Genomic DNA, 12,617 nt, shown 5'->3' with positions numbered 1-12,617 from the left:
ATGACTTCTCTTCGCGCGCTCGGCGGCTCCGACCTCGCCGTCTTCCCTCTCGCTCTCGGCGGCAACGTCTTCGGCTGGACCGCCGACCAGGACCAGTCCTTCGCCGTGCTCGACGCCTATGCCGCCGGCGGGGGCAACTTCGTGGACACCGCCGACGCCTACTCGAAGTGGGCTCCGGGCAACTCGGGCGGCGAGTCCGAGACGATCATCGGGAAGTGGCTGGCCGCCCGGGGCAACCGGGACGGCATGGTCATCGCCACGAAGGTCGGCTCGCACCCCCGGTACGAGGGCCTCGCCGCGACCACGATCAAGGCCGCCGCCGAGGAGTCGCTGCGCCGCCTCGGGACCGACTACATCGACCTGTACTACACGCACTTCGACGACACCTCCGTCCCCGTCGAGGAGATCGTCACCGCCCTCGACCAGTTGGTGAAGGACGGCAAGGTCCGGGCGATCGCCGCCTCCAACATCTCTCCGGAGCGGCTTCAGGAGTCCCTCGACTTCTCCGACCGCGAGGGCCTCGCCAAGTACGCGGCGCTCCAGCCGCACTACAACCTCGTCTCCCGTGGCACCTACGAGGGCGCGCTCCAGGACACCGCGTCGCGGGCCGGTCTGGCCGCCGTCCCCTACTTCGCGCTCGCCTCCGGCTTCCTCACCGGCAAGTACCGTCCGGGCCGGCCCGTGGACAGCGCGCGGGCCGAGGGCGCGGGCAAGCACCTGGACAGCGAGCGGGGCCGCACGGTGCTCGCCGCGCTCGACCGGATCGCCCAGGAGCACGACGCCGAGATCGCCACCGTCGCACTGGCCTGGCTGGCCGCCCGGCCCACCGTCGCCGCGCCCATCGCCTCCGCCCGCACCGTGGAGCAGCTCCCGGCGCTGCTCGCCGTCGCCGACCTGGAACTGACGGACGCGCAGATCTCCGAGCTGACGGCCGCCTCCGCGTAGGCCCTCCTCACAGGGCCGGCGCCGGCCCCCGGCCCCGGCCGTCAGCGCAGGTAGGGATTGCGCGGGGCGTACTGGGCCGGCCCCGCCGCCGGGCCCGGCTGTCCGTACGGGGCGTACCGAGGGGGCGTGCCGTACCGCGGCTGCGGGGCGTACTGCGTGGGTGTGCCGTACGGCGTGTGCTGGGGGTACTGCGCGTGCTGGGTGTAGGGGTGCGGCGGGCCAGGCTGTGGGGGCATCCAGATGCGGCCCGTCGCTCCCGCCGCGTACAGCAGCGCCGGGCCTGCGACCGGCTTGCGCTCCCACAGATGGTGGAGCAGCTCCTGCTCGCGGGCCGCGAAATCGGGCCCGGGGCCGGTGGCGCCCGCGCTCCGGTACGCCCGGTGGCGCAGGAACGCGAGCGCGGTCGCGAACGCCTCGTACTCGGCGACCGCACGCGCCGCGGCCTTCCCGCCGAAGCGGTGGTGCGCGAAGTCGCGTGCCGCCGCGCGGGCCCGCATCGAGGACAGCGCGAGCGGCTCCGCGGGCCCGAGCCAGCCGGCCGCCGCGTAGGCGGGCAGCTCGGCCGCGACCGTACGCAGCTCGCGCTGCCGGCTCCAGACCGCGAGCCAGGTCAGCAGCCCGAACACCGGCACCATGACGGCCCCGTACACGATGTAGAAGCCGTACACCCCGAACAGTGTCGAGCTGTTCCACAGGGCGTGCATGCCCATCGCGAGCACCAGGCCGAGCAGCGGGAGGCCGACGCGGCGCAGCCGCCTGCCGGGCGGTGCGAGCGCGGCCATGCCGAAGCCGATGCCGGACAGCACCGTGAACAGGGGGTGCGCGAACGGCGACATGACGACCCGTACGAAGAACGTGGCGGCCGTCGTCGAGGTGAGGCCCGCGCTGTGGCTGGCCTGGTCCTCGCCGAACGCGTTGCCCAGATACAGGATGTTCTCGGTGAAGGCGAAGCCGGTCGCGGTGAACCCGGCGAAGACGACGCCGTCGACTATCCCGTTGAAGTCGCGTCTCCTGAAGAGGAAGAGCAGCAGGACGGCAGCCGCCTTCGCGCTCTCCTCGACGATCGGCGCTATGACGCTCGCGCCCAAGTGGTCGGCCGACGACGGGTCGGCGGTGGCCGTGGCTATCCAGCGCGTCGCGAACGAGTTGGCGATGATCGCCACCAGGGCGGCGGCGCAGGCGCCCCACGCCAGGGCGAAGAACAGGTTGCGCCACGGGCCCGGCTCGACGCGGTCGAGCCAGCGGAACGCGGCGCCGAGCAGGGGCACCGGGAGCACCGCGAGGCCGAGCCCGACCAGGAACCCCTCCGTGCCCGTCTGTTCCCGCACGAGCGCGAGGATGACCAGGCCGCACAGGGCGAGCAGGGTGATCAGCGCGCCGGCGCGCAGGGCCTTGGAACGCCAGAAGTCGCGGCGCGGCCGGTAGCGCCACTTCGTCCGGTCCGGCGGGACCGCGTCGAACCGGGGCTCGTCCGCGCACGCCGGGACCGGCCGGGCCGCGACGGCCTGGCCGGGCTGCGGGGGCGCCTGCCCGGGGTGCGGGCGATGCGGAAGCGACTCGAAGGACACGGGACGACCCTAACGAGGGTCACTGACAATGCGCGACGGCGCCCGCACTACCCGCTGTGTGCGCCGGTGGCGGTGGGGCGGGTGTGTTCGGCACGGCGGAACAGCAGGTCGTGCACGACGTGGCCCTTGTCGAGGCCCTGCCCCTCGAACCGGGTCAGCGGGCGGAACGCGGGGCGGGGCGCGTAGCCGCCGCCCTCCACCGTGTTCTCGAAGTCGGGGTGCGCGTCGAGGACTTCCAGCATCTGCTCGGCGTAGTCCTCCCAGTCCGTCGCGCAGTGCAGTACGGCGCCGGGCTTCATCCGGGTCGCGGCGAGCGAGAGGAACTCGGGCTGGATCAGGCGGCGCTTGTGGTGGCGCGCCTTGGGCCACGGGTCCGGGAAGTACACGCGGAGCCCGTCCAGGACCTCGGGCTCCAGCATTTCGCGCAGCAGGATGATCGCGTCGCCGTTGGCCACGCGGACGTTGCTCAGACCGCCGCGCTCGGCGAGGCCGAGGAGGTTGCCCTGGCCGGGGGTGTGCACGTCGACGGCGAGGATGCCGGTGGCGGGGTCGTCGGCGGCCATCTGCGCGGTGGCCTCGCCCATGCCGAAGCCGATCTCCAGGACCACGGGGAGCCCGTCGAACATCGCCGCCAGGTCGACCCTGCGCAGCCCGTCGATGTCGAAGCCCCACACCGGCCACAGGCGCTCCAGGTATTCGCCCTGGCCGGTGGTGACGCGGCTGCGGCGGGGCTGGAAGCTGCGGATGCGGCGTTCGTGGTGCGAGCCGGCCGGGTCGGCGGCGGGGCCGCCGGGAAAGCGCGGCGCTTTGTCGCGCGGAAGGACCTGGCTTGGGCGGGCGGGGTCTTCTGGGGTGTGGGGCTGCTCAGACACAATGCGGCGATTCTACGGGGTCGGGTGCGGCGACGTCCTTCCTGGAGGGCCTCACGCCCCTCCACCCCGGGCCGGCCCGGCACCCCTGACGCCCCTTCGCCCGAGGGCCGTGGACGGCTGGCCGCGCAGTTCCCCGCGCCCCTTGCACGGTCGGTTTTCGTCTGCGGACCGTGCCCGCGTCTCGCGCACGTCCCCGCGCCCCTGGACCCGCTTCTGTCCGCGGGGCGGCGCGGGCTTTCGGGGCCGGGGGGCGCCGGTTGCGGCATGCGGGGGCTAGGTGGTCAGGAGGGGGCGGACTCGGTCCGCGATTTCCCTTCCGATCGGCAACGACGCCGTCGCCGCCGGGCTCGGCGCGTTCAGGACGTGGATCGTGCGGGGAGCCCCGCGGATGAGGAAGTCGTCGACCAGCGTGCCGTCCCGCAGGACGGCCTGCGCGCGGACGCCCGCCGGGGTGGGGCGCAGGTCGGCCGCCTCCACGGCGGGCAGGAGCCTGCGGACCGCGTCGGTGAAGGCGTGCTTGGACAGGGAGCGGTGCAGCTCGCCCGCGCCGTAGCGCCAGTGGCGCCGGGCTATCCGCCAGGTGCCCGGCCAGGCGAGCGTGCCGGCCAGTTCGCGGGGACGCACCGTGCCCCAGTCGTAGCCCTCCCGGGCCGCGGCCGGCACCGCGTTGGGGCCGACGTGGACCGAGCCGTCGACACCCCGGGTGAGGTGGACGCCGAGGAAGGGGAACGCGGGGTCGGGCACCGGGTAGACGAGGCCTTTGACCAGGCCGGGCCGGGCCAGTTCGTAGTACTCGCCGCGGAACGGCACGATCCGCACTCCCGGGTCGTCGCCCGCGAGGAGCGCCACCCGGTCGCAGTGCAGCCCCGCGCAGTTGACCAGGGCGCGGGCGCGCAGCACCGTACCGTCGGCGGTGCGCACGGCGACGCCGAGCGCGGGGCGCCGGTCGATGCGGACGACCTCCGCGCCGTAGCGCACCTCGGCGCCGGACAGCTCGGCCAGGCGGGCCGCCACCGCCGCGTAGTCGCACACCCCCGTCGTGCCGACGTGGATCGCGGCGAGGCCGCGCACCTCCGGCTCGTACTCGGCTATCTGCGCCGGGCCCAGCTCGCGCACCGGGATGCCGTGCTCGCGGCCGCGCTGGACCAGGGCGTGCAGCCGTGGCAGCTCGGCGCGCTCGGTGGCCACGATCAGCTTGCCGGTGACCTCGTGGGCGATGCCGTGCCGCGCGCAGAACTCGACCATCTCGGCCGCGCCGCGCACCGCGAAGCGCGCCTTGAGGGAGCCGGGCCTGTAGTAGATGCCGCTGTGGATGACCCCGCTGTTGCGGCCCGTCTGGTGGCGGGCCGGGCCGCTCTCCTTCTCCAGGACCACCACACGCGTGCCGGGTGATGCCTGCGTCAGCGCGTACGCCGTCGACAGGCCTACGATCCCGCCGCCGACCACCAGCACATCGCAGTCGTACGTCGTCGTCACCCAGGCACCTCCCACCCCGGTCGCGTCTTTCCCGGAGGACGACCCCGGACCCCCTCACCACATACTGCACTGACCCACTGACAATCCCGGTAAACGTCCGGTGGAGGCCCTACGCGGGGGTCACGAGCAGCGGCCTCGCCCGTTCGCGCAGCTCGGCGACGCGCGGCTCGTCCCCGTAGGGCTCCAGGCGGTGCAGCAGATCGCGTACGTACTCGGTGGTGCGGGCCGACGAGATGCGGCCCGCGACCTCCACGGCGCGGGTGCCGGCCGCGCACGCCGCGTCCAGATTGCCCGACTCCAGCTCGGCCACCGCGCTCACGACGAGGCGCAGCCCGTGCGAGCGGACGAACTCCTCGGTGGGTCGCGAGAGCGCCTGCTCGGTGAAGCGGCGCACCTGGCGGGGCGCCTTCAGGTCGCGGTAGCACTCGGCGGCGTCCGCCGCGAAGCGGTCGTAGGAGTAGAAGCCGAGCCAGGACGGGTCGCTGTCCCCGTCGCGCGAGCGCTCCAGCCAGGCCTCGGCGGCCTTCAGGGCGGCCTCGGCGGGGTGTCCGTCGCCGGCCTTGGCGTGGGCGCGCGCCTCCACGAGGCGGAAGAAGGACATGGTGCGGGCGGTGGCGAGCCCGCGGTTGCGCTCGACGGCGGCCTGCGCGAGGTCGACGCCCTCGTCGGCGAAGCCGCGGTAGGTGGCCTGGAGCGACATCGAGGCCAGCACGTAGCCGCCGAGCGGCACGTCGGCCGCGGCGCGCGCGAGGCGCAGCGCCTGGATGTAGTAGCGCTGCGCCGCTTCCTGCTGGCCGGTGTCGAAGGCCATCCACCCGGCGAGCCGGGTCAGTTCGGCGGTCGCGCCGAACAGGGCGCGGCCCACTTCGTCGCTGTACGAGCCGAGCAGCAGCGGTGCGGCGTCGACGCGTAAGCACTCGGGCACCATGGACGAACGCCAGTCGCCGCCGCCGTACTTGGAGTCCCAGCGGCGGGCGTCCTCGGCCGCCTCGCGGAGTTTGGCGACATCGCTGTGGCCGACCTTCAGCGGGGGCAGGTCGGTGAGGTCGGTGCTGCGGGCCACCGAGGAGTCGGCCGGGGTGATGAGCCAGCGGGAGGCGGGTGTGGCGTAGGCGCTGACCGCGAAGGAGCCCGCGAGGGACTGCCAGATGCCGCCGCCGGCGCGCCGCCCGGCCAGATCCAGCCGGTACAGATCGGTCGCCGAGCGCACCGCCTCCGAAACGTCGCGCGGGAAGGCGAGCCCGACCTCGGGGGCCGGGTCCGCGTCCGCGAGGCCGATTTCGTGCAGCGGGACGGGCCGGCCCAGCTTGGCACCGATCGCCGCCGCTATGAGATGGGGCGCGGCGCCCTGGGGCACCATGCCCTTGGAGACCCACCGGGCCACGGAGGTCTTGTCGTAGCGAAGGGTCAGGCCCCGCTGCGCGCCGAGGTCGTTGACCCGGCGGGCGAGGCCCGCGTTGCTGATTCCCGCGAGGGCGAGAACGGTGCCGAGCTTCTCGTTCGGCCCGCGTTGCTCCCTGGACATGCGCCACCCCTCGACACAGACGGCGTTCCCCCGGGCGGTGTGGTGTCCGGTTCGTCGGCCGCAAAGGCATGTGGCCGAACCCTCGGGAATATGCCACTCGGGAGGAACAGCAGTAAACACAGCGTAGTTCGCCGCATCCCTACCGTTAAGAGGCGGTCTTCCGTATGGCGAGATTGTTTTCCGTACGGACCGGCGCCGGGGTCCGCGCGGGCGGCCGGTGTGCCGGGCCGTTGCGCCGGGGGTGAGGCGGGGACGGCCGCCGCCGCGCTCCTGCCGTGTGGCCGTGCGCCCGGCCGTGCGCTCTCGCCGGTCTCCCGGGCGACCGCTTCCATGTGTGGTGCGTGGGTCGGCCCGCTGCGTGGATCCGGCGGGCTGGGGGACACCGCCGCCTCAATCCCCGCGGGCGGCGGACCGGTCCGGGAGGCGAACAGCGCCTCCCGGACTGTGTGTTGTGGGCCCCCCGAGACGGGTGTGACGGCGGCCGGGCCTCGCGAGAATGGCTGAATATCGACCCTCTCTTCCGGGGTTGTGGCGGCCTGGCCGATCACCGCGGCCCTGTCCCGTACGTCCCGGGAACGTCGCCAATCGGCCACGCCCCGGAGTGAATTCACTTGTCGCGCCCGCAACCCGTAGCCCCTCGTGGGGCCGGTTGTCGTGGCAGCATGGGGTCCCGGCCCCTTCGGATCTCCGTGGAGCGCCCCGAGGGGCGCCGCCGCGGCACTGCCTGACGGTGTGTCAGGGTGTCAGGACAGGGCCGGGTCCGGGGTTGTCCACGAGTTGTCCACAGCCTGTGGAGGCGCGATGCGGTGGTTGGTGGGGTGGAGCAGCGTCGCCGCAAGCTTCCGCACGGGCACCTACGGGACGGGCGCCGCCCATTTCGCGGCCGGTCACGGCACCGCGGGAGCCGTCGGCGAGCCCGAGGAGGGCCGCACCGTCCACCCGGTGGGGGCCCAACTCCTGTGGGGCGACCCGGATCCGCTGTGGGCCGTGGGGGACTGGCGGCCCGACGAGATCCGTACCGTCAGCGTCGGCGCCGACACCCGGCTCGCCGTACTGGGCTGCTGCGCCGCCACCGACGAGGAGCTCAGGGTCGGCCTCTTCGCCGCGCGCGGCGGCGCGCTGCGCCACCTCTCCGCCTGGCCCGGCAGCTACACGGCCGTCGCCCAAGTGGCCCGCCGCATCACGGTCGTCGGCGATCTGGCCGGCGCGCGCCCCGTCTTCTACACCCCCTGGGCCGGCGGAACGGCCTACGGCACGGCGGCACTTCCGCTCGCCGACCTCATCGAGGCCCAGCTCGACATCGGCCACCTGGCCGCCCTGCTCGCCTGCCCCGACGTGCCCGAGGCGCTCGGCGACTCCACGCCGTACGCGGGCGTGCGCCGCATCCCGCCCGGCCACGCCCTCGTCCTGCGGGAGGGCTCGCGCGAGATCACCGGATACGAACCCTTCGCCTCGCTCGCGGTGGCCGCGCCCCAACTGCCGCCCGCCGCCGCCGTGGACGGGGTGCGCGACGCCCTCGTCGGCGCCGTAAGGGCCCGGCTCACCGCACCCCGGCACGCCCCCGAGACCCTGCCCCCCGACCCCGGCCCGGTCCCCGGCATGGGCCCCGCCGAGCGGCGCGCGGCCCGCGGCGGCCCGGCCCCCGGGATAGGGGCCGACCTCTCCGGCGGCCCCGCCTCCGCCACCCTCGCCCTGCTCGCGGCCGGGCTGCCGGGCGTTCCCGGGACCGTCCTCGGCCACGGCACCGGCGCCGGCGAACGCCTGCTCGCCGTCACCTTCAACGACCTCACCGTGCCCGGCCGCCGGGCCGAACTGGAACGGGCGGGCGCGATCGCCGCCAACCCCCGGCTGCACCACGTGGTGGTGACGGGCGCCGAGGAATCCCTGCCCTACGCCGACCTCGAAGGCCCGCTCACCGACGAGCCGGGCCCGTCCCTCATCGCGGCCCCGCGCCACCGCAGACGCCTCCTGTCGGGCAGCGCCGACCACTTCACCGGCAGCGGCGCCCGACAGGTCCTCGACGCCCATCCGGCGCGCCTGGCCGATCTCTTGATGGACCGTCAGCGCCGTCACCTGCTGCGCCCCGCGACCGCCCTGGCCAAGGCCGGCGGCCCCTCGGCCAACTCCCTCTTCGTCCCGCTCACCGTCTACCGCGCGGCCCGCCGCCTCGCCCGCACCCCGTACCGCACCGGCATCGAATCGGCCGCCGACGCCCTGCGCGAGCCCCGCTTCGACGACGCCGCGAGCCCCCTGTCGAACTCCCTGGCCGCCCTGGCGTGGACCCGGCCGGGCCCGGCGGCCCGCTGGCTCACCGGGGAGGCGCTCGCGGAAGTATCGGTTCGGCTGATGGCGTCGGCGACCCGGCCCGCCCCCACGCAACGGCCGGGCGAGGCCCGCGCGTCGGCCGCCCTCGCCCGGTACGCCTGCGACCACCGCATCCTGGAACAGGCCGCGGAGGTGCGCAGCCAGCGCCTGCACGCGCCGTTCCTCGACAACCAGGTCGTCCGCGCCTGCCGCGCCCTGCCGGAATCCCTGCGCGTCCAGCCCGGAGCCCGCGCCGACATCCTGCGTACGGTGCTCTCCGCATCCGGGGTGCGCGACCTGCCGCCCGGCTGGGGCGCCCCCTCCCACGCGCCATCGACGGCCGCCGCCCGCGCGGGCCTGCGCCAGTCGGCGGACCCGCTGGTCGCCCTCTTCGAAGCGCCGCTGCTCGCCGACGCGGGCCTGATCGAGGCCCGCACCGTCCGCAAGGCCGTCCGCGCGGCGGCGGCGGGCGAACCCCTGCCCCTGGACGGCCTCGCCGACCTCATCTCCACCGAGCTGTGGCTGCGCCGCCTGCTGGCCAGGCGCGGCACCTGCTGGACGGGGTCGGCCGCACCGAGGCAGCGGGCCGTCGCCGGCGGCGTCGCCCCGCCGAACCGTCCGACCCTGCGGTCCTGAACCCCTCCGACGCCCCGGCCCCGACGCGCGCGCCCGGCGCTGACGCGGGCCACCCCGCCATAATGAACGCGTGCGGTACCTGATCCTTGGCGCCACGGAGGCGCACGACGACACCGGCACCGCCATACCCCTGGGCGGGCCCCGAGTGCGCGCCCTGCTGACCGCGCTCGCCCTGCACCCGGGCCGCCCCGTGTCCGTGCCGGACCTCATCGACGACGTATGGGCCGACGATCCCCCGCAGGACGCGCCCGCCGCCCTCCAGGCCCTGGTCGGCCGCCTGCGCCGCGCGATCGGCCGGCAGGCCGTGGAGTCGGTCCCCGCCGGCTACCGACTGGCCGCGCAGCGGCGGGCGGTCGACCTGTACGAGTTCGACGAGCGCGCGGCCGAGGGCGCGGCCCAGCTCGCGGCGGGCGACCCCGAGGCCGCCGCCCACACCCTGCGCGCCGCCCTCGCCCTGTGGCGCGGCCCCGCCCTCGCCGACCTCCCCCAACGGCACGCCGCCGTGCGCCCCGAAGCGCAGCGCCTGACCGCGCTGCGCCACCGCATCGAGGCGGACCTGCGGCGCGGCGCCACCGACGGGCTGCTGCCCGAACTCGCGGAACTGCTCGCCGCGCACCCCTACGACGAGACCCTGCACGCCCAGTCGATCCGTACGCTGCGGGCACAGGGCCGCCGGGCCGACGCCCTCACCGCGTACGAGAAGGTCCGCCGCACCCTAGCCGACTCCCTCGGCACCGACCCCGGGCCCGAACTGACGGCACTGCACGCCGAGTTGCTGCACGACGCGCCTGCGTCCGCGGGCTCCGCCGAGGGCAACCTCCGTCCCCGCCTGACCTCGTTCGTGGGACGCGAACCCGAACTGGACGTGATCCGCGCCGACTTGGCCGCCTCGCGGCTGGTCACCCTCACCGGCCCCGGCGGCACCGGCAAGACCCGTCTGGCCGAGCGGGCCGCGTCGGCGTCCGGACTGTCCGCGTGGCTCGTGGAACTCGCCCCGCTGGACGAGCCGGGAGCCGTGCCCGGCGCCGTGGTCTCCGCGCTCGGGCTGCGCGAGACGACCCTGCTGGCGCGCGAGGGCCAGCCCGCCCACAACGACCCGACCGCCCGCCTGGTCGACGACCTCTCGCGCCGCCCGGGGACCCTGCTCGTCCTCGACAACTGCGAGCACGTCATCGACGCGGCGGCCCGCCTCGCCGAGACGCTCCTCACCCGCTGCCCGCGGCTGCGCATCCTCGCCACCAGCCGCGAACCGCTGGGTGTGCCCGGCGAGGCGGTCCGCCCCGTGGAGCCGCTGCCGCCGGCCCCGGCCCATCGCCTGTTCGCCGAACGCGCCCGCACCGCACGCCCCGACTTCGACCCCGCTTCCGACCCCGAAGCGGTCGCCGAGATCTGCCGCCGCCTCGACGGGCTGCCGCTCGCCATCGAACTGGCCGCCGCCCGGCTGCGGTTGCTCACCCCGCGCCAGATCGCCGACCGCCTCGACGACCGCTTCCGCCTCCTGACCGGCGGCGGCCGCACCGTCCTGCCGCGCCAGCAGACGCTTCGGGCCGTCGTCGACTGGTCCTGGGGCCTGCTCGACGCGTCCGAACGCGACGTCCTGCGCCGCGCCTCCGTCTTCGCCGGCGGCTGGGACCTCGCGGCCGCCCAAGAGGTGTGCGGCGCCACCGACGACCTCGCGGCCCTCGTCGAGAAGTCCCTGGTCATCGCGGTCCCCATGGACGACGGCAGCGGCATGCGCTACCGCATGCTGGAGACCATCCACGAATACGCCGCCGAGCGTGCCGCCGAAACCCCCGCCGTGCTGCGCGAGGCGGCCCTGGCCCACACCGCGCACTACGGCGCACTGGTCCGCCGGGCCGAACCCCTGGTCCGCTCGCACGAGCAGCTCCCCTGGATCGGCCGCCTGGAGACCGAGCTCGACAACATCCGTGCCGTGCTGCGCCGCACGACGACACCGCCCACCGGTGACGAGGACGCCGCCACCCGACTCGCCCTGGACATGGGCTGGTTCTGGTGGCTGCGCAACTACCGCACCGAAGGAGCCGACTGGGCGCTGGCCGCCGCACGGCTCTCACCCACACCCGCCGACGACGACCCCCGGTACTGGCCGCGCCTCCACCTCGACCTGCTCCGCTTCTTCCTGCTCTCCGACGTCGACCGCGACCAGGGCTTCGCCGACCCCGCGGTCCAGGAGCGCCTCGCCGAGATCCGCCGGGCCTTCGAGGCCGGGGGGCCGCAGGCGGCCCGCTTCCCCGGCCTGCTCTGGCCGTTCGCGACGTTCCGCACCGACCCGCCCGGCATGGTGCGCGAGTCGATCGACTCGGTCGTCGCCAACTGCCGCCGTCACGGCGACGACTGGGCGACCGGGGTGAGCCTGATGTTCCGCACCCACATGGCCATCGACACCCCGGGCGGCTTCGAGGGCGTCGACGACGACCTCGCCGAGCTGCGCGAGCTCGGGCGCACGGTGGGCGACCGCTGGATGCGCGCCCAGGTGGCCGGCGCGGCCGCCGAGGCCGCGATGACCCGCGGCCTGCCCGAGCTGGCCCGCCCCGCCTACGAGGAGGCGCTCCAGCTGTCCCGCGAGGTCGGCGCCCACCAGGAGGCCCCCTTCCTCACCGCCCGGGTCGGCGAACTCTGCTACCGCGAAGGCGACTTGGACGCGGCCGAGAAGTGCCTCCTGGAGGCCGCGGCGGAGGCCCGGCGCCATCGGGTCGTCGAGGCCCTGCCGTACGTCCACTCCCTGCTCGCCACCATCGCCCTGGACCGCGGCGACACCGCGGCCGCCGTCGCCCTGAGCGAGCAGGCCCTCGACTTCTCCGCGGCGGGACCCCAGGGCCAGCCCGCGCACTTCATCGCGCTGCTCGACGCCCTCGACGCCCGGGTCACCGCCGTCGAGTCGGGCCCGATGCCCGGTCTGGTGCGCATGACCGACGCCCTGCGCACGGCGGCCGGCGCCCAGTGCACCGAGCTCGTCGTGGCCCATCTCGCCGAGCGCTGCGCCCAGTTGCTGGTCGACCTCGGTGAACACGCCCGCGCGGTACGGATCCTCGCCGCGGCCACCGCCTGGCGCGCCGGCATCCCGCGTTCCGTGCCGGAGGCGGCGATCGAGGAGTCCATCGTGGGCCGGTCCCGCCAGGCGCTCACACCCGAGCGGTACGCGGCGGAACGCGCGGCCGGAGCGGGCCTGACCCCGCCCGAGATCCCGCTCCTGCTCGACGCGGTGACCGGCGCCGAACCGGCACCCGACAAGCTGAGCGCCGCGCCGCCACCCCGCACCTGAGCGCCGCC

7 protein-coding genes are annotated in these 12,617 nt (G+C 75.2%); 3 read left to right on the top strand and 4 right to left on the bottom strand.

Going from position 1 to position 12,617, the window contains the following annotated elements; translation table 11 throughout:
• Entirely contained in the window at nt 1-945 is a 945-nt protein-coding gene (locus tag OG432_RS15505) for an aldo/keto reductase (protein WP_328311527.1), read from the top strand.
• A gap of 41 nt (nt 946-986) precedes the next feature.
• Here OG432_RS15505 and OG432_RS15500 read toward each other — a convergent pair whose 3' ends face one another.
• The 4 genes from OG432_RS15500 to OG432_RS15485 all read right to left on the bottom strand — a co-directional run bounded on the left by OG432_RS15500 (nt 987) and on the right by OG432_RS15485 (nt 6,386).
• Nucleotides 987-2,513 carry a PrsW family intramembrane metalloprotease gene (locus OG432_RS15500; protein WP_328311526.1) on the bottom strand — a complete coding sequence of 509 codons (1,527 nt, stop codon included), beginning with the start codon at nt 2,511-2,513 and terminating at the stop codon, nt 987-989.
• Between the two features lie 47 nt (nt 2,514-2,560).
• The gene (gene trmB / locus OG432_RS15495) at nt 2,561-3,385 is read right to left on the bottom strand and encodes a tRNA (guanosine(46)-N7)-methyltransferase TrmB (protein ID WP_328311525.1); all 825 of its coding nucleotides are present in this window, start codon (nt 3,383-3,385) and stop codon (nt 2,561-2,563) included.
• A 273-nt stretch (nt 3,386-3,658) separates the two neighbouring features.
• Entirely contained in the window at nt 3,659-4,861 is a 1,203-nt protein-coding gene (lhgO, locus tag OG432_RS15490) for an L-2-hydroxyglutarate oxidase (RefSeq protein ID WP_328311524.1), read from the bottom strand.
• 109 nt (nt 4,862-4,970) lie between these two features.
• Complete coding sequence (locus OG432_RS15485) at nt 4,971-6,386, bottom strand: MFS transporter (RefSeq protein WP_328311523.1); 1,416 nt, start codon at nt 6,384-6,386, stop codon at nt 4,971-4,973.
• Between the two features lie 801 nt (nt 6,387-7,187).
• Between OG432_RS15485 and OG432_RS15480 the strand changes: the two genes are divergently transcribed.
• Both OG432_RS15480 and OG432_RS15475 read left to right on the top strand, forming a co-directional pair.
• Nucleotides 7,188-9,326, top strand: a complete 2,139-nt coding sequence (locus OG432_RS15480) for an asparagine synthase-related protein (protein WP_328311522.1) — start codon at nt 7,188-7,190, stop codon at nt 9,324-9,326.
• Between the two features lie 70 nt (nt 9,327-9,396).
• On the top strand, nt 9,397-12,609 hold the full coding sequence (locus OG432_RS15475; protein WP_328311521.1) for a BTAD domain-containing putative transcriptional regulator: 3,213 nt from the start codon (nt 9,397-9,399) through the stop codon (nt 12,607-12,609).
• Nucleotides 12,610-12,617 lie beyond the last annotated feature (8 nt).

Source organism: Streptomyces sp. NBC_00442 (genome assembly GCF_036014195.1).
GTDB lineage: Bacteria > Actinomycetota > Actinomycetes > Streptomycetales > Streptomycetaceae > Streptomyces.
The sequence above is the reverse complement of the archived record's forward strand: the minus strand, read 5'-3'. Positions and strand labels throughout refer to the sequence as shown.